Origin of the sequence: Clostridioides sp. ZZV14-6153 (genome assembly GCF_020657855.1) — a bacterium.
GTDB lineage: Bacteria > Bacillota > Clostridia > Peptostreptococcales > Peptostreptococcaceae > Clostridioides.
This window is the reverse complement of the sequence record NZ_JAGWCZ010000010.1, coordinates 1-23,444: the sequence shown is the minus strand read 5'-3', so window position 1 is coordinate 23,444 and position 23,444 is coordinate 1. Positions and strand designations below refer to the sequence as shown.

Sequence of the window (23,444 nt, the reverse complement as noted above, 5' to 3'; positions counted from 1 at the left end):
CAATAAGTCAAAATTAAAAGAAGTAAGATTACTAAAATATAAATGCTTAAAATTAGAAAGAAAAACTTAAGAGAAGGGAGAGCTACTGAGACAAGTATCCAGAAGTATATAGCTGAGTACAAGATATTTCATAAAACTAAGCAATATAAAGTAATTTTGACACTATTTACATATGTTTATTATGTACAAATAGCTAACTTTAGAATTTAAGATTGAGAAAATCTTATAAAATCACAGTAATTTAAATGAATATAATATCAATTAAATTGATGAAAATTTTACTGTGGATATTGCTTGTCTATATTCTGAGTAGCAAAGGTTTATTATGCCGATAAAAAAGCTGCCACAATCAGAATTGAAGATAATGAAGTTTATATGGAAAGTAGATTCCAAAATAACATCAAAAGATATTATTTTAGCTATGGAGCAAAAATATCAATGGAAGCAAACGACAACTTTAACTATTTTATCTAGATTAGTAGTTAAAGGATTTTTAAATTCTAAAAAGGTAAATAAATATACACAATATGAGATTTTAATTGATGAAAAATATTACTTGAATGTTGAAACAAGAGAATTTTTTAGGAATATTCACGATTCCTCTATAAAAAGTTTATTATTATCACTGCATGCAGATGATAATATAAGTGAAGAGGATATACTTTTTATTGAAGCGTGGTTAAGAAGTATTAAAGAAAAATAAGAAAAGAAGATTAAAGAAAAATAGTAGCTATTTGTAAAATAAAACATGATACCTAAAAATATGAAAACTTATTTTTAGAAATTTTGAGAGCTTGTATAATATAAACCTAAATCATATACAGTATATTTATGATGTATAGTATATTTGTCTTTGGAAAATTATAAATTATAAGTGGATTGTAATATGAACCAAAATAAAATTAAACATGAGTGTAAATTAATGATGGACAATTCTATTAATTCAATATAAAAAGCTACCTTTAGTTATCAATTAAATAACTATATTTAGGGTAGCTTTTTGTATGGAGATTGTAGTTGTGTAAAATACATAATCAAATAATTTTTGTAAATATGACATATAGCTTTCAAGTTTAAATTGATATAATAAAATAATAATAGAAATTAGGGGGTACATTTATGAAATATCAATGTTCATTATTGGCAGTAAATAATGTAGAAGTGTCAAAAAAGTTTTATGGAGAATTGTTTGACCAAAAAGTTGTGTTAGATTTAGGTAGAAATGTAACTTTTAGTGGGGGATTTGCAATACAAGAGGATTTTGCATGGTTAACAGGGCTAAATCCAGATACAGTTGTGCAAAAATCACACAATATGGAACTTTATTTTGAAGCTGATGATTTTGATAAATTTATTGAAAAACTTAAATCATATAAAGATGTAGAGTATGTTCATCAACCACTAAAATATGAATGGCAACAGAGGGTAGTGCGTATTTATGACCCTGATAAACATATTATCGAGGTAGGAGAATCTATGGAAGTTATAGCTAGAAGATATTTAGATGAAGGGTATTCTGTAGAAGAAGTTTCTAAGATTATTCAACATCCAATTGAATTTGTGGAGGAATGTAAAAAAAGTGAATAATTTTGATACTAGTATTTTCAGATTAAAAATAAATCAAAAGTGGTGATTAAAATTGTATGAAAGAATGTTGAATAAAAGTGTCATGCCATCAGAAAAAGAGATTTCTGAGTATGTGGGCAAAAATCATTTTAACCTTATTTTGTATCTTGAGAATTTATTAGATAAAAAATATGATTTACGTAAAGAATTAAGATTTCCTTTTGGAAATAATTATGGCTGGGGATATAAGTATTCACATAAAACAATGCATCTATTTTATGTGTTTTTTGAGAAAGATTGCTTTACAGTAACTATTCAAATTGGAAGTAATGATGTAGATAAGCTATTAGATATACTGGATAACTTATTGCCAAAGACAAATGAATTTTGGGATAAGCGATACCCTTGTGGAAGTGGAGGATGGATAAATTATAGAGTGGAGAATGAGAAAGAGCTTGATGATATTTTAAAGATTATTGAAGTTAAAAAAAGCCTCCTAAAAATTTAAAAAAAGTTTAGGTAGTTAGGAGCTTAATGATTAACAGGATTAGGATAATAAATGAGAGTAACTATAAGATAGTAAGTCAATAAGAATTAAGATAATAAGTAAATATAATTAGAATAATAAATAAATTGAGAATAGCTCATATAAAATAATAGTATTTGACAGGGTTAATAAAGTATATTAAAATAAACGGATATTTATAGGCAAGAGTATTGAGATAAAACGTATACTAGAAAAATAAACTATACTTTAAAATGAGTTAATACTCACAGTATTTTGAGATATAGTTGACTTTTAAAGTATAAGCATATTATAGAACTCTTGTATAAATATGTATCAGTTAAATATTATTATAAAGGAGTGATTAGTATTAAAGCAAAAGAACTTTATAAAAAGCTAGACATAGAATTTGATATTAAAAATATTGATGATGATTGGAGTTTTATGAATTTTGAAAATGATTTTATTACTCCAGAATTTAAGAAAACAAAAATAAGCAGTCAGTAAAAATTTGTGTTTACTGACTGCTTATTTTATTGTTTTTAGAATAGTATCTTAATTAGCTTTATAATGTAGTGTCGTAATGCTCTCTGGAGAGTTTAAAAAATTGTCGCAGAGTTAGATTCTTTTAGTTATTCCAAAGTTCATGTCTATTTGCTTCTTTATTTGTTCATATTTTATAACTAACATATATCAAAGCTATTTTTACTACTCCTCTCTAGAATACTTATTTTTCGATGTTTTTTTATAGTATTATTATGATAAACTATATTTTATAAGTATTTATTTTAAATTATTATAAATATTAATTTTAAAATAATAGAATTATTATATTTATGAGAATAAATGGTATAATAAAAGGTAAAGTGTCAAATATCCGCTAAATTAAATAGATTAATTAGTATATACATTAAAATAGGAACAATTTAAATAAATAATAATTTATAAGGAAAGGAAAGATAGAATGATATTTACGAAAAGTAATAAATATGACAAAGAGTTCCTCATGAAAAACATGATGGGGCCTAATTGTATAAAAATACTAGAGGAAATGACAAATAAGATAAAATTAGAAAAGGGAATGCGTATTTTAGATTTGGGATGTGGAAGAGGTATATCTTCTATATTTTTAGCAAATGAATTTGATGCAACTGTATTTGCAACAGATTTGTGGATAGAACCAACTGAGAATTATGAAAGATTTAAGGACTTTAACTTAGATAATAAAATATTTCCAATACAAGCAGAGGCACATGAATTACCTTACGCAGAAGGTTTCTTTGATGCAGTAATAAGTGTTCACTCTTATCACTACTTTGGAAACAAAGAAGGTTTTTTAGAAAATCACATATCGCCTCTTGTAAAAGAGGGTGGAATAATTGCAATGGCAATGCCAGGATTAAAACAAGATTTTGTAGATTGTATACCTGATGAACTTATTCCATTTTGGCAAGATAATATGAATTTTCATTCTATCAAATGGTGGAATGAACTTTGGTCAGAATCGGAGTCTGTGATTTTAGAGAAATGTGAAGCTTTAAATTGTCATGAAGAAGCATGGCAAGATTGGTTAAACTGCGATAATTCTTATGCAAAAAATGATAAAAAAATGATGGAAGTAGAAGATGGTAAGTACTTTAATACAATTTCTCTAATAGCTAGAGTTAAATAAAAGTTGGAGTTAGATAAAGATTAGAGTTAGATAAAAATTCAAATACAAAGATAATTATTTAAATACAAAATGATTTTTTAAAGAATTTATACCCAATTGGACTATTTAGGTTGATTGGGTATTTTTATTTTGTAATAATATATTGTAGTTTTTAATTTGAAAAATCAAACTTGATTATTTATTTAAAAGAGACAATACAAGTATTTTATTATGGTGCTGAAAAAGCATAAAAAGTGTAGTAAAGTATTAAAGTATTTGACAAATCCAAGGCTTGCTCTTATACTCAATACAAGTAAGGTACCTTTTTAAAGGACCTATTTGAAAAAAATTATATAATTAGTAAAGTGCATGATTACAAAATTAATAATTAATTTAGGAGGTAAAAATCATGAATGAAACTCAAGATGAAAATTTATTAGAGCAATTTTTTAAAGTACAATCATTACTACATAAATTTCACCTTCAAAATCATAAATCACATGGTTTTTTTAGAGGAACGCATAGAGGTCAAGGAAGAGTATTATCTATGCTAAAAATAAAGCCAGAAATTACTCAAAAAGAACTATCATATTTGCTTGATATGAGACCTCAATCTTTAGGTGAATTGCTTTCAAAACTAGAAAATCAAGGATTTATTACTCGTACCCCTTCAGAAAAAGACCGTAGAGTAATGGTAGTAAGACTAACATCAAAAGGTATGGATGAAATTAATAAAATTGAGCAGGAAGAAGACCCAACTAATAAAATATTCGATATTTTAGAAAAAGAAGAAAAAAGCATTCTAAGTGATATTCTTATTAAGATTACTAATGAGTTGGAGAGAACTATAAAAAATGATGATAATATTAATTTTGATGGGTCGCATATGGGACCACACTCAAGACCATATCCTGGTCAACGCTTAGGTTTTAATGGAAGAGAAGGCTTTGGAATGGGACATATGGATTCACGTCCAAATCCACATGAGAGTTCTCAAGAAGGAAAAGAGTTTTATAGTTCACGTATGGAAGCATTTCAAGATTTTTTTAATAGAGAAGAATTTTTTGAACAAATGATGAAACAGCATCCGGGATTTTTTGAACAGATAGTAAAACAACATCCAGAGTTTTTTAAGAATAAGAGATTTGATGAACAGAATGTATCTAAGGATGAAAAGCATAGCGAAAAGGATATTAATGAAGATTAGAAACTATTTATCTTTCTACTATAAAAATATGTAATCATAGATGAAGCATAGGATTACACTCCATTACAATATGAAATATTTTATAAACTCTTTAATTCTGCAAATATGATGATATAAAAGATTATAAACAGAAAAATTATAAATCTATTGGTATCATAACAAAGACAGTTCGTGAAACTAGAGAAGTATACGAGTTTGTAAAAGAGAATGATGTTGATGTACAATGTATAACAAAAGATGATGACGAGTATATAAACGGTGTGTTAATAATGCCTTCATATCTATCTAAAGGGCTTGAATTTGATGTGGTTATTATATATAATGCAAGCAATAAAAATTATAATAATGAAGATGAAAGGTTGCTCCTTTATACTTGTTGTACAAGAGTTCTTCATGTGCTAAACATATATTATTTAGACGAGATAAGTTCTTTATTAAAACATATTAAAGTAAGATTAAAGTAATACTAAAACGATATTAAAACAACATTAAAACAATATTAAAATAATGTTGAAGTAATATTAAAACAATGAAATTTTAATTCTTATATAATTTTTTTAGGCTTATTATATATTTATTATGTATTTGTAATGAATATTTAGATGAGTATTTTATCATAAAGTTAAAGCCCTTAAAATCCAAAATAGATGTTTTTTAAGGGCTTTTTAGTATATTATTTAACTAGAATTTGTATAGCAGTTAAATAGCTAGAATCTGATATATAAATTCTAAAAAAAATATTAATATAAAAGAGATGGTTATGTTTACTAATAAATAAATTAAAGTCACAAATAATAGACTCATAAATAATTCAATCGTTGGCTATGTTTTATATTACTTATCTTTATTTTGTATCTATTACTTCATGAGCCATCTCTACTAAATCATTCATAGATAAACCTGAGTCTTCAACTATAAATGAGTAATAAACTCCATTTTGTTTCCAACTTAAATACTTATATTCATTAACTTCCACCTCACCTGACCACTCACTAAATGTATATTTACCTGATTTTTCATCAAGTTTATCCTGTTCTGTCATTTTATAACCTTCTGGTACATACTTTTGCTTGAATTCATCATAAGAAATATTTACATCTTTGTACGTATCTACAACTTTTATATTCTCAGAATCTTTTCCAAGTATATTATTTGATGTTTTAAGAGATATTTCATCATTACCATTTTCATACTTGATATTAAGTGATTTTAATTCTCCTAAAATATTACCTTGTTTATCAAGTCCTTTTTCCTTTTCAATATATCCTCCTTTAAATTTATATCCATTACTAAATTCAGAAACTATATTAGGCGCAAATTTAAAGTCTTTTTTTACTTGTTCTGTAGTTGGGACAGATGTATAGGTAGCCTTATTACTTGTACTTGAAAATAGACTAGATATTTCTCCTACTGCAAGAGCTGTTGTACTTAACAGTAGAGTAACAGCCAAAGTTGCAATTAAGCTCTTTTTGAATGATAATTTAAATGGTGATTTATGTGTTTTATTATTAATCATGTTATAATTTTCCTCTCTTTCTGGTAGACTATTTAATGTTTTATTTAATCTATTATGAAAGCTTTCTGGAGCTTTCGGGAATGAATTATTTAACTTGTCTTTGTTCATACTTTACCTCCATATCTTCTAATTTAGTTTTTAATAATTTTCTACCTCTTGATAATCTGCTTTTTACAGTTCCTTGAGGTATATCTAATATTTTTTTAATCTCATCTATTGAATATCCCTCGATATAATAAAGAACTATTGGAATCTTAATTTTTTTAGATAAACCTTGAATAGCAATATATAAATCACTGTAATCATCTTTTTCTTCTACTTTTTTGTTATTGAGAATTTCTTCAAATGGTAGAATATTAAACTGTTTACGCCTTAATGAATTACATTCATTTATGACTATTCTAATCAACCAAGTCTTAAAATATTGTTGTTCTTTCAGTGAGTCTAATTTTTCATATGCTTTTAAAATAGCATTGTTAACAGCATCCTCACAATCTTGGTCGTTTCCTAAAATAGACTTAGATACACGATACAAAGTCTGTTCTGACTCAAGAATATTATTAATAAATGTAGTTTTATCCAATTGTATTCCTACCTTTCCATGCAAATCGTAGCGCTACTTTTTTGCTTTACACTTATTAGATAAAATTTTACTATAAATGGTTCACTTTTTTTAAAATAATTATTTTTAATTGAAGTTTAGGAAATAATTAGATAAATCTACATTTCTATGAAGTAGCACTACTTTTTTGCCTTACACTCATTAGATAAAATTTTACTATAAATGGTTCACTTTTTTTAAAAGTAATTATTTGATAAATTGAAGTCTAGGAAACAGTTTGATAAATTTAAGCAATTTAATAAAAAATTATACATGATAATAAATATGTGCTTTTCTATACAACTTTTTCATGCCATAATTTTCAGGTTTAAAAGTAAGTCAAAACAAATTAAGCTAAGACTAAAATAAATTAAAAATCCTAAGGTTTTGTTATGCATACTATAAGAATCATTTTATTAGTAGAAGCATCTTTAATTTTTTTCATTTTAAAAAAAGAAAATAAAAGAAATTAAAAAAATGCAAAGGTACCTTAAAAATAGTATTGACAAAATTATAAGGTACCTTTATAATTAAAAATAAATAAGGTACCTTAATAAAAACTAAGAAAATAAATTAATAGAAAAAATCGGGTTAATTAGGAGGAGTTAATATGAATTATTACAAAGATAAAAGAGAAGGATTTACAGGATTTGAAGATTTTGAAATGAGAGGACATCATAAACACCAAGAACACTATGGAGAACATAATAAATATTCGCAACATCATGGTCAAATGGGATATGGGGGTTCTCATAGACATCCATGGAATCATATATGTGAAGGGTGTAAAAGATTTGAAATGATGCGTCATGAAAACTTTGGGCCAAGAGGATACGAAGGAAATCATGAACATGCAAGATGCAGAGGTCATGAAGGATTTGGGTCAAGAGGATATGAAGGAAATCATGGCAATAGAGAGTATAGAGGTCATGAGGGATTTGCCCCAAGAGGGTACGAAAGAGGAGAATATAGAGGTCATGAAGGAAGTCATGAGCATAGAGAGTGTAGAAGTCATGAAGGATTTGCCCCAAGTGGTCATGAAAGAAGTTACAGAGAATCTAAAGACAATGAAGAATTTGATGCTAAAAATTATCAAGAAAACAATGAATATCAGAAATACGGAAGATTTGAAAATCAAAATGTAGATGAAAAAATAATGTCTGAAAATAAAGAAGATGCTGAGAAAAATAATATAAAAGAATATGAAAAAATTGATGAATCTAAAACAGCAACTGATGAACAAATAGAATCTGTTCAAAAAAATAATACTAAAGAAGAAATGAAATGTGAAGAAAAAAAATGCGTTGATAAAAAGTAGAATTAGAAATTCAATAAATCAACAAATAAATATTAAAAAATAAACACCAGAATACAAATAAAAACATATTAGATTGACTAAATCAAAAAGGTGACAGCTTTAAAAAGACTGTCACCTTTAATTTTTTATAGCCATTTATTGGTGCAAGTATTTCAATAAATATGGGAGGTAAAGATTATTTTTATTAGCAAGGATAAAAATCCTATAAATTTGAGTAGACATAAATTACAATTTACATTTTTATGATAACATTTTCTTTACAATTTTTTAGATATATGTTAATATTTAGAAAAATGCATATGTATTCATAAAATAGCCTAAAAACAAATAAAAAAGCTACAAAAGAGAAAACGTATGCAATGAAGAGTCAATAAAGTTAGATTATACTTTATAAATTTGGGAGGATATAATCATGGGAAAATATCAAGAATCAAAAAGAGTTGTAAGAAATTACTTTGAAGCATTAGAAAACGCCAATGGAGATGAAATTAAAAAAATTTTAAAACAGTACATGAGGTCAGAATATGACTGGAGAGGCGTATATCCATTTCGTGAACAAAGAGGAGTTGAAAATGTAGCAGATACATTTTGGAAGCCTTTAAAAAATTCATTGAGTAATATGCAAAGACGACAAGATATCTTTATTGCAGGTACTAATGAAATTGATAACAGTGAGTGGGTAATGAGTATGGGTCATTTTATGGGGCTTTTTGATAATGACTGGCTTGGTATTAAGCATACTCGCAAGATGATTAGCTTAAGATACGCAGAATTTAACTGTGTGCAAGATGGTAAAATTTCCAAGACTGGATTATTTGTAGATATAATTGGATTTATGATTCAGGCAGGTGTCAATCCATTGCCACCACAAACAGGTTCATATTTTGTATATCCAGGACCAATTGACCACAATGGACTACTTTTTGAAGATGCAGACGAAGTAGATGGGGTTAAGACTTTAGCATTAGTCAATAAAATGGTAGATGATTTATCTGAATTAAATGACAGTGGTTCTATGGGATGTCCACCAGAGATACTTGAAAAATCATGGGCTAAAGATATGATTTGGTATGGACCAGGGGGGATTGGAGCTTCTTATACTATACCTAGATATCAAGAACAGCATCAATTGCCATTTAGAAATAATTTAAAAGGAAAGACTTTTAATGGACATGTATGTAGATTTGCAGAAGGAAATTTTGCTTGTTTCTTTGGATGGCCTAACTTAAGCAATATCCCATGTGGAGGATTTTTAGGATTGCCAGGTGGAGAGGTTAAGGCAGATATGCAAGTTGTTGACGTTTACTATCGCAAGGGAGATAAACTTAAAGAAAATTGGGTGTTAATTGATATTCCTTACTGGCTAAAACAACAAGGTCTTGATATTCTTGAAAGAACTAAAAGTATTTTTAATGCTTAATTTTTAATAATTAATTGTGAATACGTATTCAAGGAAGGAATGAGATGCAAATTGAAATATATTGATAAAAATGATGTAAGAGAAAAAGATAAAGAGAAAGTAAAAGCAAAAGAAGTTGATATAAGTGAGCTTAAATTAAGTAATGTTGAAGTAAATAAAGCTAATACAGGTAAAATCAATGAGAATAATACTATTGAAAAAGCTGAAGAAATTACATTGAAGGGAGAAGCAAATATGGAGTCTACAAAAATTTACTATGGAGATTCGCTAGAAGTAACACCTGTTGGAGTAATGGATTATAATGATTTTTCAAATCAAACAAAAAGGGAGCAGAAATTACCTGGATTTGATTCCAAGTATAGAGACTTTATAGACTATATTATGAAAATTACACATAATATTTGGGAAGAAAAAGGTATTGGAGTTATTTATGATACATATCACAATAATGTGACAATGCACTGTGGTTCTTCTAATTTAGTTGGTATAAAAGATGTTATCTCGAATACTCTTCAAACTCTACATGCATTTCCAGATAGAAGGCTGATTGGTCAAAATGTAATATGGTCTAATTTTGGTGCTGATGGTTTTTTGTCTTCTCACCGTGTTTTGTCTACAGCAACTAATTTAGGTGATAGTAATTTTGCTCCAGCAACTGGAAAAAAGATAAATTTTAGAACTGTAATTGATTGTGCTACAACGAATAATAGAATACATGAAGAATGGCTAGTTAGAGATAATCTATGGATTGTTACTCAGTTAGGGTTAAATCCTCAAGAAGTGGCAAAAAGTATGGCAAAGGCAAGTGCATCTAAAGTATTGAGCTTACAATCAACTTATGGTATTTGTGAGTCTATGGATGGCCAATTTATGCCAGCAAAGTATCAAGCTAAAGATGATTCTGTTGGTGAAATGATGCTTGAGATGACAAGTCGTATTTACAATTATAAATATATAAATGAAGTTAAAAAATATTATCACGATAATGCAGTAGTACATTTCATATGTGATAAAGATTTAAATGGTTATGATGAGATTCAAGGAATGATTGTAAGTTTACTTGCTTCAATTCCAAATGGCAGTTATGAAGTAGAAAGAGTAACTTGTAATCAAAAGGAGAAAAATGAAGGATATGATGTATCTGTGAGATGGAGATTACGTGGAATAAATGAAGGTATTGGATTTTTTGGACAACCTTCTGGAAAGCATGTAGAGGTAATGGGAATTAATCATTATCATGTACTACAAGGTAAGGTAAAGGAAGAATGGATGACTTTTGATGGTATGGATGTTTTGAAGCAGATGTATATGGGTGTAGAAGAGTAAATGGGTTTATAGTATAAACATCTTTAGAAATTATATAAGTAAATATTCTTGTTATAAAGATTGAACAAGAAATATGTATAGAATTTAAACAAGAAATGTATATAAAACTTAAATAAGAATTATGTATGAAAAGTAAAAATTGAAAGTTTTAGGGATAGTATGCTTAACAGTAAGGGAGGGGTAATTATGAACAATATGAAAACAACAGATATGATAGAAAATGATATTATACTAGGAAAAGATTATTCGAATCTAAAAAGGGGAATTGCATTTTTTTCCATTGCATTAATATACTTTTTTTATTGCTATAATTTTATGGTAGGTACTTTTATTAAACCAACAATGATTTATACTTTGGCAGAAGGCGGGTTTGGTTTTTCATTAAAACAGACAGAAGAAATATTTGCTGTCATGTCCTTTGGTACAATTCCAGGTACATTCATTTTTGGAGTGATTTCTACAAAGCTTGGTAAAAAGAAAACTTTAATTAGTGTAGCTTTATTAATTGGGTTGACAACTTTTATTCCAATGTTATCTCCTACAAATATTATATTGTGGAAAATTGCACGTTTATGTACAGGGGTAGTATTGGGTGGTGTATTTGGAACAGCGATGCCTCTAGTTGCGGATATGTTTCCAAGTAAATATCGTGGTAAGTTAGCTGCTGTATTAACTGCTTTATTTTCGCTAGCCATGATTTTTGGCGGGAAAGTGTATGGATTTTTAGGTGATGCAAATTGGCAAATATTAATGTATACTGCGATTATACCACCTATAATTGGAGCTATTTTAGCATTTTTCTTTGTACCAGATGATTCAGAGTATACAAAAGAATTGGTTAAAAAAGGAAAAGAAACAGGTGAAAAAATTAGCTATGTAAGTATGTATAAGGGGAAATATTTGTGGATTGGATTAGGAACAATTATTTTATCAGGTGCTAATTTTACAGCATACTCAGCATTTTCAAACAATGCAACTACATATTTGGTAACAGGAATGGGAATGACAGCAGCAGTAGCAGGTTCTATATATAGTTTACAAGGAATTGGGCAGTTAGTAGGATATTTATTCTGGGGTTCAATAGCAGATAAATTTGGAAGAAAATTACCTTTTATAGGTATGGCATTAGCGGCAGTATTTGTCTTTATATATACAAAACTAGGAGGAAATAATACAACAGCATTTTATATGATATCAGTATTATTAGGTATTGCTGTTGGATATTCTGGAGCATGGGGAGCATACTATACAGAATTATTCCCAAGTAAATATCGTTCATTGTCCTCGGGAATGTCATTCAATGGAGGAAGAATTATATCTACATTTGCAATCCCTGCAATAGCTGGTACAGCTTCAGGGGCTTTAGGTATGACAACTATTTTTTATATATCAACAGCAGTATTTGTAGCAGGTGCTATTGTATGGCTGTTCTTACCAGAAACATTAAACAAGAAAGAATAGAATTCTAAGAACTATTTTGTTAGTTAGAAAGGGGTGGCTTATGATTTCAGTAATCGATGTGTGTATTATAGTAGGATATTTGCTATTAATGTTGGTTATTGGTTATTATTCAGGAAAAGATAATAAAAATCAAGAAGATTATTTCTTAGCAGGTAGGTCAATGCCATGGATTCCAATTGCTTTGTCAGTTGCTGCTACTATGATTAGTGCTAATGGATTTATAGGGGGTCCTGGATGGGCATATATGGATGGAATGTATCCAGTGATGGTTAACATTACAGTCCCTTTAGCAATATTTTTTGCACTGAGCATTACCACCCCAGTTATTTATAGATTAAAAATAACATCTGTATATGAATATATGGGACTTCGTTTAGGCAATTATTCAAGAGGATTAACTATTATTCAATTTTTTATCAATTCATTGATTCAAGCAAGTTCTATGGTGTATATACCAGTACTTATTATTCAGATAATCACTGGTTGGTCACTTTATATTTTGGTTCCAATAGTTGTATGTGTAGCAATTATATATACACTACTAGGGGGAATTAAAGCAGTTATATGGACTGATAGTATTCAAATGGTAGTAGTAATAAGTGCTGTATTTATAGTAATTATGACAGCACTAAAAGGAATGAATCTCGGTTTTTTTGATACATTGCAAATTGCACAACAGAGCGGTAAATTAAATACATTTGATTTTAGTATGGATATTTCAATTACAAATACTTTTTGGGCTACTCTGATTGGTGGAACTGTAATGTGGATAAGATATTTCTGCTTTGACCAATCTCAAGTTCAAAGAGTTTTGACATCTAAATCTTTAAAAGATGCCAAAAATTCTTTTGTAGTTAGTGCATTTGTTATGAATTTAGCTTACTATTTTATGTTATTAGTAGGAGTGATTTTATTTGTTTATTATAAGGGAAGAGCATTTGAAACTACAAATGAAATAATGATTACTTTTATTTTGAATGAACTTCCAGTAGGGGCAATTGGAATTATTATTGCTGGTGTATTTGCAGCAGCGATGTCTAGTATTGACTCTATATTAAACAGTATGACAACTGTTTTTACAAAGGATATTTATGAGTTTTATTTTAAAAAAGATAATGAGGAATGGTCATTAAAAGTCACGATGATTATAACAATGATTATAGGTATTGTTATGACAGGTTTTATTATTATGGGATTTGGAGGAAGCATCAAATCAATTATTGACCTTGTTGGTAACTATATTTCATATTTTGCTGGTCCAGCTACAGGTGCATTTATATTGGCTATGTTTACGTACAAAGCTCATGATAAAGGGGTCTCTATTGGTTTCATCATAGGATTAGTTTTAGGCTTTTTTATTTCTAATAAATATAATGTGAGTTGGTTGTGGAATCCAGCAATAGGTGCTACAATAACATTAATATTTGGATATATTTTTAGTATCATTTTAAAGAATAATCATAATATAGAAGATATTAAAAAATATACTGTATTTGGTATGAGAAAAGAACTTATTTCGCAAGGAATAGATAAAGTAGATGGAGTATCTGTATTGCCATTTTCTTTAGGGAAACAAGAGTTAATTGTGTTAGTTTTTTTCGTTGTCCAATATATAATCTTATTTTTAATACAATTTTAATAAGAAATGTAAGATGTTTAAGAAGAAGTAAAAGATGCTAAAAAGAAATACAAGATATTTAAGGAGAAATACTAAATGAATCAAAAGAAAGTTCATTATAATAAATCGGCTACTTCAAAAGATGTTGCAAAACTAGCAGGAGTATCGCAGTCATCAGTTTCAAGAGCATTTGGTAGTGCAAATGGAAAAGGTGTAAAACCTGAAGTAAGAGAAAAAATTTTCCGTGTAGCAGATGAAATTGGTTATGTTCCCAATTTAGTTGCAAGAGGAATGATTAGTGGCAAAACAAATGTTATAGGATTGATAGTTGGTGATAATCTAGGTCCATTTTACAACAGAATTATTAACTTATTTGTGGAAAAGATTCAAGAAATAGGTAAACAGTGTCTTGTTTTTAAGGTTCCTAGACAAGAAAGAATAGATAATATAATTTCAAGAGTAATTCAGTTTCAAGTGGAAGCTGTGATTATTACAGCTTCAGCTATGAATAAGGTAATGGCTGAGACATGTGAAGAAAATAATATTCCTGTGATTCTTTTTAATCGTTTTATACCAGGTATAAAAATAAGTACAGTCTATGTGGACCCAATTGAAGGTGGAGGAATGGCTGCTGAATACCTAATTGATAGGGGACATAAAAATATAGGATACATTCAATTTACAAGAGAGACAAGTGAGGAAATGGAAAAGAAAATTGGATTTTATTCTAAATTAAGACAAAACGGAATTCACAACCTTAAAGAAGAGTCTGCAAATTATGATTATGATTCTGGATATGAAGCTGGAAAGAGAATGCTAGCATTATCAAGTCCTCCAACAGCAATTTTTTGCACAAGTGATTTGATAGCTATGGGTGTAATGGATGCTGCAAGATTTGAGTATAAATTGAAGATACCAGAGGATTTATCAGTAATGGGATATGATGATATTCAGATGGCTTCATGGAAAAGTTATAGTTTAACAACGATTAGACAACCATTAGACTTATTAATTGGAAAAACGATTAATATACTTAAAATTTTATTAGAGGAAGATGATTGTGAGCCAGTAGTTGAAATGCTTAAGCCTGAATTGATTGAAAGAGATTCTACAGTTTAGTATAAAATTATATTAAAGATATGCTAATAATGTATAAACAAGAAAAGTATTCTTCAAATTCAAAATGGAGAATACTTTCTTGAATACTTGTAATTAATTCAGTAAATATATATTTATAGGATATTTTTTTATTTATATTATATTATTTGTTTAATAAGAGTCTTAATTTATTAAGTACAGATAATTTTATACCACCACCTACTTGATATACCTTTTCTGAGTTCTTTTTATCTAATATATTTTCTTGTTCTTTATTTAAACTATTTGTGGCTATTACAACTGGCATATTTTCCTTTGATGCAAATGGGCCTACTGATAAAGCATCAATCAGATTATTTTCCTTAGCTAATATCACACCATTTATGCTATTATCTTTATAGAAACGTTCAATAACACGAGCATTAGTTTCTTGTCTGTCATTTCCAGCAATTCTGTTTTTTGAGACATCATTTGAAGTTATATTATTAATTTGCTCTATAGCTTTCTGAGAGATTTTAGTTTCCCCACCTATAAAGTAAGAAGTTTTTACTTTTTTAGATTTAATATAATCATATGCGTCTTTATCTAATCCATCTTTTTGTGTAAGTATTATAGGAGAGTTATTTTTTCCTGCTACTGATGAAATAGATAGTGCATCAGCTTCTCCATCTCCAGCACTTACATATATTGTATCAATATTGTTATTACCAGACATTTCTTTAGCTATATTTAAAGACGTTTCATATCTTGATTTTCCACCTATTCTTTTTACATTCATAGATTTATTAACACCTTTTAGTTGGTTAACGACTGAATTAGAGATTGAAGCCTCTCCACCTACAACTATTATATTAGATGCTTTTAATCTTTTAATTTCATCCATTGTTGATTTATCTACATTACTTCCATTAGAAAGTAGCATTGGTGCATTTTTTGTATTTGCAAGTGGTGTAGCTGATAATCCGTCTACTAAGTGCTTATCAGTACCATTTACAAGTATTACAGTATTTGAAGTTTTCCAGCCTTCTTTAGATACTTTTACTGCTGTTTCAAATCTGTCATCTCCAGTCATTTTTTTAGATTTTACATTAGTATCTAGATTATCCCATAAATTTACTCTATCTTCAGGAGCTACATACATACCATCATTCTTTGTTATATTATACGTTTTATAGAATTCTTCGAAATTTGATAAGACACGATTTACTCTTAAAGTATTTGGACTATGCTCATCTCCTGTAGAATTCTTTGCATATTCTCTTGTGTATAATCTAATATATGACTCTGCATAACTCTTGAAGAACTTATCATAATTTGGATTTTCCATTTTTGATAAAATTCCCAAGGCAGCTCCTACACCACCTATATCTGCAATATTTTCACCTAAACTTATTTTACCATTTGCTTTTACACCTGGAGCTATTTCCCATCCATCATAGAAATTAACTACATCATTACAACGTTCCTGAAATTCTCTGTAATCATCCTTAGTCCACCAATCATGTTCTTTCCCACTTGAATCATATTTGGCTCCATTGTTGTCAAATGCATGAGAAATTTCATGTCCTATTACTGCACCTATTGCACCTAGATTTTCCTCTCTTGATGCATTTGGGTCATATAAAGGTGCTTGTAAAATACCTGCAGGGAAAGTCATTGCATTATCATACATTCCATACACTGCATTTACAGTAAATGTTGCTAGTCCAAATCTATCTTTTGGTATTACTTTACCTGTATTTTCAGCATCTTTTTTTAGACGTGCAAGTTTAAAAGCAGTTATATTATCAAAATGATTTCCACCATCTTCTTTACTTTTAATGTCTACATTTTCTGCATCAGATTCCCATTTATCAGGATATCCAACGACAAATGTCATTTTATCAAGTTTTTTTATAGCTTCTTTTTTGGTAGTTTCACTCATCCAGTCAAGTTTTTTAATTCTTTCTTTATATAATTCTACAAAAGATTTAACCATATCTTCAACGTCTTTTTTTGATTTTTCAGGAAAATATTTCTCTACAAATAATTTTCCAATATATGAACTGAACTTTTCAGATGTTAATGCTGCTGCATCTTTTTCAGTTATTTTACTTTGCGAAGCATCTGCACCAGGATTAGCATTGTCAGTCCAAACATTTAGATATTTTTGGTCTAAAAATTGTGCATTTTCTTCAGACAGTTTTATTTTAAAAAGAGTTTTTAAAGCTTCTAAATTATTATTAGTGTATGCCTTATTAAATAGTTCTAAATCTTTTGGATTCATTACCTTGATTTCTTTAGGAAGATTAGTATAGCCAGCAGCAGTAAGTGTTTTAGACAATTCTAAATTTGGCATTTTTTCTTCTATCTCTTTTAAAGTCATCCTCTTGTCAACACCTTCTTCACCTCCAGATACTTTTTTTACAAAATTTATATACTCATCAACATGCTTACTAGCTTGTGCCTCACTTTCTCCACTTAAAATTAACAGCTTTTTAAAAAATGTTTTGCTATTTTCTATTGTCTCATCATTTGAATATGAACTAAATAAATGTGTATCAGCCATTGTTCCTATATATAAAGCATACTTTGCTTCATCTACATTATCTTTCATTAAAAAAAGACCAACCGAACCACCAGTTCCTATTTCTTCAAGTGATTTTTTTTGAATATCACTAAGTTCTTTTACATTCTTTGCTTTATCTATAGCATCAAGATATTTTTTTATTGGTTTATTTCCAAGTTCATTTCTGCTTTTCATGTCTAGTATATTAAGGTAGAAATCTTTAATCTTTTGTTCTTCACTACCTTTTTTATGATTTCCTTCTACTATCTTTTTAATAATGTCATTAATTTTTTTTGTATTCTCATTTTCAATATCAACATAACCACCAGATACTGTTTCGTCACTTGGAAGTTTTGATTCCTCTAAAGCCTTTTTATTTACAAAATTATAAAAATCATCTTTTGGATTACTACCTTTAAATGCCCAGATACGTCTAACCATAGTGTCAACTTCTCCTACAGTCATAACATCACTACCATGAAGTTTTTTGTCTTTAGTGTTAACCATAACTCCACCATTTATTAAGTTGTCTATATCAGACTTAGCAGAAGCAGGTATATCTGTAAAACTTACATTTTTCTCTGCCACTCTTTCATTTTGACCTTTTGGAGCGGATAAAGTTCCAAAAGCTCTACTTATCATGATAAGACCATCTAGTCTATTAACTTTTTGATTTTCTTTATTTTCGTATCCAGACATGATTTTCTTTTTATCTATATTAGAATTATATGATTTAGCTGATTGTAAAAGAAAATCAGCTAGTTGACTATATGTAGTACTACTAGTTTTAATTTCTTTTCTACTTTTAGGTTGTGCTGTTTTTTCAGATTTTTCTATATTGGTATTACCTTGAGCAGTTTCTTGTGCCTGAGCAACTCCTGTAACAAGTGTAGTCATAACCATTCCTGTAGATATAATTTTTGCATTTAATTTTTTATTCATGATATGTTCCCCTTCTCATATGTATTATTTATGTGTTTAACATTTAAAATTTACTTTTCATTAGTGTCTTATATATTAGTCTATTGGTATTTATATACAAAACAATATCATAGTAATGTTAACCGTATGTTTACAGGAAGATAATTACAGTAAGGTAAAATTTTTGTGACGAATACTCAAAAAAATTTGCTAGCTTTTATGAGAAAAATGTATTGTTTATTTAAAAAGATATCAAAAACAAAAAAATAGAAAGTAAATTTAAATCAATAAGGTTAGTAGAGTCAATATTTAATAACAGAATGAAAGATAATAAACAAAAAAATAATAAAGAGGTTGTAAGTAAATTTGTTTCTACACAAATCTACCTACAGCCTCAATACCTATCATCTCAAAATATTTAAATTCTTTTTAAAATAATTATTAATTTTGATGTAGAAATTATTTAAAATATTATCAAACTAATTTACAGCTTCTTTTCCTATCAAATCTTTTAATTCTTCATGAGTCATAGTTTCTTTTTCAAATAGGAATTTAGAAACAGAATGTAAATCTTCAAGGTTATCCTTTAACATCTCTAAAGTTTCTTTATAACAACTTTCAACTATACGATTAGCTTCCTTTTGAACTTTATCACATAAGAAAGTCTTATCATTTCCATCAATAGTCATAAATCCTAAGTTACTCATACCATACTCACAAACCATTTGGTTAGCTATCTCAGTGACTTTCTTTAAGTCATCCTTTGCTCCTGTAGATTTATGATTAAATATTAGTTCTTCTGATGCTTTCCCAGCAAGTAATATTTTTATTTTTCCAACCAATTCATCTCTAGTATAAATATATCTATCTTCATCAGGTAATTGAAGAACATAACCTAATGCTTGTCCTCTAGGTATTATAGATATTTTTTGTATAGGACAAATTCCAACTATATCACTTACAAGAGCATGTCCAGCTTCATGATAAGCTACTATCTTTTTCTCTTTTTCAACTAATGAAGAGTTTTTGGATTCTAATCCTGCAATAACTCTTTCAAGTGCTTTGTCGAAGTGTTCTGCTGTAATATATTCACTGTCATCTCTAACTGCAAATATAGCTGCTTCATTTGCTATATTTGAAAGATGGGCTCCGTTGAAACCGTGAGTTTTTTTAGCTAAAAGTTCTAGATTTACAGATTTGTCTATAGGCTTGTCATCTGTATGTACCTTTAGAATTTCAAATCTAGTGTGATAATTTGGTGCACCTATATGAATGTGTCTGTCAAATCTTCCTGGTCTAAGTAAAGCTTCATCTAATAAGTCAAGTCTATTGGTAGCACCTATTATTAATACATTGGAGTCTTTATTAAATCCATCCATTTCAACTAAAAGTTGGTTTAACGTTTGGTCTTTTTCATTGTTGCTTTCAAGATGTCTTTTTGCTCCTACAGCATCTATTTCATCTATAAATATTATACTTGGAGCTTCTTTTCTAGCTTTTTCAAATAGAGTTCTTACTCTTTTTGCTCCTACACCTACATATTTTTCAACGAACTCAGAACCTGTAACATTGAAAAATGATGAGTTTGTTTCACCAGCTACAGCAGATGCAAGTAATGTTTTTCCTGTCCCTGGAGGACCATAAAATAATACGCCTTTAGGTATTTTTGCACCCATTTTTTGATATTTTTGTGGAGACTTCATAAAATCAACTATTTCAAATAGTTCTTCTTTTACTTCGTCTAATCCAGCTACATCTCTAAATGTAGTTTTTGGTTTTGTAGAAAGCGAATCATCTGTTTGATTTTCTCTTTCCATTTTTGTCTGTGCAAAGACAGGAACTGGATTGTTAATTTTTTTAAAAAAGTTGTTTAGCATTTTCATATTCACACCTCAGGTAATTAATTATTGTTAATCAATTTTATATTTTCCATATTTACTATATTTTATTATTTATTTTTTATGGAAAAAATATACATGTAATCTAAATAAAAATAAATTCATAAATTTAACTGGAAAAAGTCATTTATGAATATGTGCAAATTACCTTTATATACTAAAAAAATATGACAAATCAAGATAAAATTGAAATGATGAAAAATCTATAATATGGATATTAAAGGATGTAAAGTAAAGTATTCAGTATAAAATTGGCTAAAGAAGTGTTTTTAAGTATTTATTATATAGAGTGATAGGGTAATAAAAGATTTTAAAGTTGAAGTTTGAATTTTTTAAATTAAATTTTGGAAAATGAGGGCAAAATAAATGGTACGAGCATATAATAAGTATTAGGAAGAAGAAATTAAATACAAATAATATGTAGTTTATAACAAATATGTGCAATTTTAAATAAAAAGGCAGTTAAGTTAGTAAAAATTTATTAAACTTAAAAAAATAGTTGCAAAAAATTTGATAAAATGATATAGTAGATAGGGTAAGAATAAAACAAAGAAGAAGTCCGCTTCTCACCTTACGCCGAGGGTTAGTAAGGTAAATATAAGTTAAAGCTTAGTAGTAATTTAAGCTTGTTTAAATTTGGTAACTTATATTGCGGATGATTATGTCATCCGCTTTTTATTTTATTTATAAAAAATTTGGAGGTGTCCTACAATTAGCAAAGAATTAGCAATCAATGAACAAATAAAAGACAAGGAAATAAGAGTCCTTTCACCTACAGGTGAACAACTTGGAGTAATGCCTACTAAAGAAGCTCAAGCAATGGCTACTAGTAAAAACTTAGATTTAGTTCAAATCTCGCCAAATGCAAATCCACCAGTGTGTAAGATAATGGATTATGGAAAGTTTAGATATGAGCAAGCGAGAAAAGACAAAGAAGCTAAGAAAAAACAAAAGACTATAGTTGTAAAAGAAGTAAGACTTAGACCAGGTATTGAACAAAATGATTTAAATACGAAAGCTAATAATGCTATAAAATTCCTTAAAAAAGGGGATAAAGTCAAAGTCGAACTTAGATTTAGAGGTAGAGAACTAGGACATAAGGATATAGGAAGAGAAGTTATGTTAAAGTTTTTAGATATAATAAAAGAGTTTGGAGAACCAACAAAAGCCCCTGCATTTGAGGGTAATAATATGGTTGTAATTATAGATCCAAAAAAATAGATGATTAACTGAGAGGAGGAATTTGTCATGCCTAAAATGAAAACTCATAGAGGTGCAGCAAAGAGATTAAAGAAAACAGGAACAGGAAAGTTAAAGAGAGCTAAAGCTTATAAAAAACATATATTAACTAAAAAATCTGCAAAAACTAAGATGAACTTAAGAAAATCAACTCTAGTAAGTGATGGAGATGCTAAGAGAATAGCACAATTATTACCATACTAGGATAGGATACGGATTATAAATAATAACTATAGAAGAGGGATATAAAAGGAGGTCATAACGATGGCAAGAGTTAAAAAAGCTATGAACGCTCGTAAGAAGCATAAAAAAATATTAAAACTTGCAAAAGGATTCAGAGGAGCTAGAAGCAAATTATATAGACCAGCAAATACATTCGTAATGAAGGCATTAAAAAATGCTTATATAGGAAGAAAGTTAAAGAAAAGAGACTTCAGAAAACTTTGGATACAAAGAATAAATGCAGCAGCTAGAATGAATGGAATATCTTATTCAAGATTAATGAATGGATTAAAATTATCTGGTGTTGAAGTTAACAGAAAAATGTTATCTGAAATGGCTATACAAGATCCAGATGGATTTGCTAAATTAGCAGAAGTTGCTAAAGCAAAATTAGCTTAGTATTAAATCATGAGATATAAAGTCTTTGAATTATGTAAATAATTCAAGGGCTTTTTTTATTTTTTGAGTATTATTTGTTTGTATAAAATTTCTAATAGACTTGATTAAACATTATCAACATGATAATATTATCTTAATGATAATAATGGGGAGGTAGTATAATATGAATGAAAAACTTATGGATTGCTTTATAAATCCAGTTAAGTGCAGGTTGTTACTTGAGATTTATTCAAATAAGCAAACTACAGCAAAGCAATTAGGAGAGAAGTTTAAGGATATATCACAAGCCACACTTTATCGTTATCTTGATAAAATGTTAAAGGATAATATTATAAAGGTAATTGAAGAAAATAAAATAAGAGGAACTGTTGAAAAAGTATATGCTGTTAAGTCAGATATTGATGATGATGCAAAAAAAATGATAAATGAAAACTCAGCAGAAGCATATGTACAGCTGTTTACTCAATATATGATGGTATTTATGAAGGAGTTTTATGATTACGCTAAAAGAGAAGAAAAAGATATTTTAAAAGATGGTTCTGGTTTTTCTGTCTTTCCAGTATATGCTAATCTAGAAGAAATAACTGAAGTAACTAGAAAGATTGCTGATATACTAGAACCTTTAAAAAATAACCCATCAAGAGAAGGGCGTAAAATACATTCTATAGGATTGATAATTGCACCTCCTAAAGAAGAGGAAAAATAAGATAAAATTATTGAAGTGCAGTGTAAACAATATACAAACTAGTATCATTAAATAAAATATTGAAGATAGTGCTAAAATAAAGATAGCAATTTGATTTCTATATCAAACTGCTATCTTTATTTTAGCATGTTAAACTTTACATAAGTGATAAGTGATAAGTGATAAGTGATAAGTGATAAGTGATAAGTGATAAGTGATAAGTGATAAGTGATAAGTGATAAGTG

21 protein-coding genes and 1 other annotated feature are annotated in these 23,444 nt (G+C 28.3%); of the genes, 17 read left to right on the top strand and 4 right to left on the bottom strand.

Translation table 11 applies throughout. From position 1 onward, the window contains the following. The first annotated feature begins 325 nt into the window (after nt 1–325). From KGF46_RS12695 to KGF46_RS20390, 7 genes are all read left to right on the top strand, one after another. Nucleotides 326–703: a BlaI/MecI/CopY family transcriptional regulator gene (locus KGF46_RS12695; RefSeq protein ID WP_227842710.1), complete on the top strand. Its 378-nt coding sequence runs from the start codon at nt 326–328 to the stop codon at nt 701–703. 416 nt (nt 704–1,119) lie between these two features. Then, complete coding sequence (locus tag KGF46_RS12690; RefSeq protein WP_227828710.1) at nt 1,120–1,587, top strand: VOC family protein; 468 nt, start codon at nt 1,120–1,122, stop codon at nt 1,585–1,587. Nucleotides 1,588–1,639: 52 nt separating this feature from the next. After that, nucleotides 1,640–2,074, top strand: a complete 435-nt coding sequence (locus tag KGF46_RS12685) for a DUF3788 family protein (protein WP_227862013.1) — start codon at nt 1,640–1,642, stop codon at nt 2,072–2,074. A gap of 357 nt (nt 2,075–2,431) precedes the next feature. Beyond that, entirely contained in the window at nt 2,432–2,578 is a 147-nt protein-coding gene (locus tag KGF46_RS12680) for a hypothetical protein (RefSeq protein WP_227854787.1), read from the top strand. A gap of 499 nt (nt 2,579–3,077) precedes the next feature. Beyond that, nucleotides 3,078–3,743 carry a methyltransferase domain-containing protein gene (locus tag KGF46_RS12675; protein WP_227828707.1) on the top strand — a complete coding sequence of 222 codons (666 nt, stop codon included), beginning with the start codon at nt 3,078–3,080 and terminating at the stop codon, nt 3,741–3,743. Between the two features lie 388 nt (nt 3,744–4,131). After that, entirely contained in the window at nt 4,132–4,929 is a 798-nt protein-coding gene (locus KGF46_RS12670) for a MarR family transcriptional regulator (protein ID WP_227842709.1), read from the top strand. 269 nt (nt 4,930–5,198) lie between these two features. Continuing rightward, on the top strand, nt 5,199–5,393 hold the full coding sequence (locus KGF46_RS20390; RefSeq protein ID WP_413840943.1) for an ATP-binding domain-containing protein: 195 nt from the start codon (nt 5,199–5,201) through the stop codon (nt 5,391–5,393). A 380-nt stretch (nt 5,394–5,773) separates the two neighbouring features. Here KGF46_RS20390 and KGF46_RS12660 read toward each other — a convergent pair whose 3' ends face one another. After that, complete coding sequence (locus tag KGF46_RS12660; protein WP_227828705.1) at nt 5,774–6,553, bottom strand: hypothetical protein; 780 nt, start codon at nt 6,551–6,553, stop codon at nt 5,774–5,776. After that, entirely contained in the window at nt 6,531–7,028 is a 498-nt protein-coding gene (locus KGF46_RS12655) for an RNA polymerase sigma factor (RefSeq protein ID WP_227828704.1), read from the bottom strand. Before KGF46_RS12655 ends, KGF46_RS12660 begins: the two co-directional genes overlap by 23 nt. A 628-nt stretch (nt 7,029–7,656) precedes the next feature. Here KGF46_RS12655 and KGF46_RS12650 point away from each other — a divergent pair. The 6 genes from KGF46_RS12650 to KGF46_RS12625 all read left to right on the top strand — a co-directional run bounded on the left by KGF46_RS12650 (nt 7,657) and on the right by KGF46_RS12625 (nt 15,308). After that, nucleotides 7,657–8,364 (top strand): hypothetical protein, encoded by a 708-nt coding sequence (locus KGF46_RS12650; RefSeq protein ID WP_227862012.1) that lies wholly within the window; start codon nt 7,657–7,659, stop codon nt 8,362–8,364. Between the two features lie 412 nt (nt 8,365–8,776). After that, entirely contained in the window at nt 8,777–9,784 is a 1,008-nt protein-coding gene (locus KGF46_RS12645) for a nuclear transport factor 2 family protein (protein WP_227854790.1), read from the top strand. A gap of 39 nt (nt 9,785–9,823) precedes the next feature. Beyond that, nucleotides 9,824–11,110 (top strand): ester cyclase, encoded by a 1,287-nt coding sequence (locus tag KGF46_RS12640; protein WP_227862011.1) that lies wholly within the window; start codon nt 9,824–9,826, stop codon nt 11,108–11,110. A gap of 186 nt (nt 11,111–11,296) precedes the next feature. Further along, nucleotides 11,297–12,571: an MFS transporter gene (locus KGF46_RS12635; RefSeq protein WP_227862010.1), complete on the top strand. Its 1,275-nt coding sequence runs from the start codon at nt 11,297–11,299 to the stop codon at nt 12,569–12,571. Nucleotides 12,572–12,611: 40 nt separating this feature from the next. After that, complete coding sequence (locus KGF46_RS12630) at nt 12,612–14,210, top strand: sodium:solute symporter (RefSeq protein ID WP_227862009.1); 1,599 nt, start codon at nt 12,612–12,614, stop codon at nt 14,208–14,210. Nucleotides 14,211–14,285: 75 nt separating this feature from the next. Continuing rightward, complete coding sequence (locus KGF46_RS12625; protein WP_227842704.1) at nt 14,286–15,308, top strand: LacI family DNA-binding transcriptional regulator; 1,023 nt, start codon at nt 14,286–14,288, stop codon at nt 15,306–15,308. 142 nt (nt 15,309–15,450) lie between these two features. Here KGF46_RS12625 and KGF46_RS12620 read toward each other — a convergent pair whose 3' ends face one another. Together KGF46_RS12620 and KGF46_RS12615 are read right to left on the bottom strand one after the other, a co-directional pair. Then, a complete protein-coding gene (locus KGF46_RS12620; protein WP_227828697.1) occupies nt 15,451–18,777 on the bottom strand; it encodes a cell wall-binding repeat-containing protein in 3,327 nt (1,108 codons plus the stop codon). A gap of 458 nt (nt 18,778–19,235) precedes the next feature. After that, the gene (locus tag KGF46_RS12615; protein ID WP_227842703.1) at nt 19,236–20,639 is read right to left on the bottom strand and encodes an ATP-dependent metallopeptidase FtsH/Yme1/Tma family protein; all 1,404 of its coding nucleotides are present in this window, start codon (nt 20,637–20,639) and stop codon (nt 19,236–19,238) included. A 558-nt stretch (nt 20,640–21,197) separates the two neighbouring features. After that, nucleotides 21,198–21,340: a sequence feature (ribosomal protein L20 leader region), on the top strand. Nucleotides 21,341–21,365: 25 nt separating this feature from the next. On the opposite strand from KGF46_RS12615, the gene infC reads away from it, so the two are divergent. The 4 genes from infC (at nt 21,366) to KGF46_RS12595 (ending at nt 23,220) form a co-directional block, all read left to right on the top strand. After that, a complete protein-coding gene (gene infC / locus KGF46_RS12610; RefSeq protein WP_227828813.1) occupies nt 21,366–21,875 on the top strand; it encodes a translation initiation factor IF-3 in 510 nt (169 codons plus the stop codon). Between the two features lie 27 nt (nt 21,876–21,902). Continuing rightward, nucleotides 21,903–22,097, top strand: a complete 195-nt coding sequence (gene rpmI / locus KGF46_RS12605; protein ID WP_003418222.1) for a 50S ribosomal protein L35 — start codon at nt 21,903–21,905, stop codon at nt 22,095–22,097. A gap of 60 nt (nt 22,098–22,157) precedes the next feature. Next, nucleotides 22,158–22,514, top strand: coding sequence for a 50S ribosomal protein L20 (gene rplT, locus KGF46_RS12600; RefSeq protein WP_227828695.1), 357 nt, complete (start codon nt 22,158–22,160; stop codon nt 22,512–22,514). A 163-nt stretch (nt 22,515–22,677) separates the two neighbouring features. After that, a complete protein-coding gene (locus KGF46_RS12595) occupies nt 22,678–23,220 on the top strand; it encodes a hypothetical protein (protein ID WP_227828694.1) in 543 nt (180 codons plus the stop codon). Nucleotides 23,221–23,444: the final 224 nt, after the last annotated feature.

Coding starts and splice junctions, on each gene's coding strand:
- KGF46_RS12695 (WP_227842710.1), top strand. CDS start 326: ATGCCGATAAAAAAGCTGCCACAATCAGAATTGAAGATAATGAAGTTT.
- KGF46_RS12690 (WP_227828710.1), top strand. CDS start 1,120: ATGAAATATCAATGTTCATTATTGGCAGTAAATAATGTAGAAGTGTCA.
- KGF46_RS12675 (WP_227828707.1), top strand. CDS start 3,078: ATGAAAAACATGATGGGGCCTAATTGTATAAAAATACTAGAGGAAATG.
- KGF46_RS12670 (WP_227842709.1), top strand. CDS start 4,132: ATGAATGAAACTCAAGATGAAAATTTATTAGAGCAATTTTTTAAAGTA.
- KGF46_RS20390 (WP_413840943.1), top strand. CDS start 5,199: ATGCCTTCATATCTATCTAAAGGGCTTGAATTTGATGTGGTTATTATA.
- KGF46_RS12660 (WP_227828705.1), bottom strand. CDS start 6,553: ATGAACAAAGACAAGTTAAATAATTCATTCCCGAAAGCTCCAGAAAGC.
- KGF46_RS12650 (WP_227862012.1), top strand. CDS start 7,657: ATGAATTATTACAAAGATAAAAGAGAAGGATTTACAGGATTTGAAGAT.
- KGF46_RS12645 (WP_227854790.1), top strand. CDS start 8,777: ATGGGAAAATATCAAGAATCAAAAAGAGTTGTAAGAAATTACTTTGAA.
- KGF46_RS12640 (WP_227862011.1), top strand. CDS start 9,824: ATGAGATGCAAATTGAAATATATTGATAAAAATGATGTAAGAGAAAAA.
- KGF46_RS12635 (WP_227862010.1), top strand. CDS start 11,297: ATGAACAATATGAAAACAACAGATATGATAGAAAATGATATTATACTA.
- KGF46_RS12630 (WP_227862009.1), top strand. CDS start 12,612: ATGATTTCAGTAATCGATGTGTGTATTATAGTAGGATATTTGCTATTA.
- KGF46_RS12625 (WP_227842704.1), top strand. CDS start 14,286: ATGAATCAAAAGAAAGTTCATTATAATAAATCGGCTACTTCAAAAGAT.
- KGF46_RS12620 (WP_227828697.1), bottom strand. CDS start 18,777: ATGAATAAAAAATTAAATGCAAAAATTATATCTACAGGAATGGTTATG.
- KGF46_RS12615 (WP_227842703.1), bottom strand. CDS start 20,639: ATGAAAATGCTAAACAACTTTTTTAAAAAAATTAACAATCCAGTTCCT.
- rpmI (WP_003418222.1), top strand. CDS start 21,903: ATGCCTAAAATGAAAACTCATAGAGGTGCAGCAAAGAGATTAAAGAAA.
- rplT (WP_227828695.1), top strand. CDS start 22,158: ATGGCAAGAGTTAAAAAAGCTATGAACGCTCGTAAGAAGCATAAAAAA.
- KGF46_RS12595 (WP_227828694.1), top strand. CDS start 22,678: ATGAATGAAAAACTTATGGATTGCTTTATAAATCCAGTTAAGTGCAGG.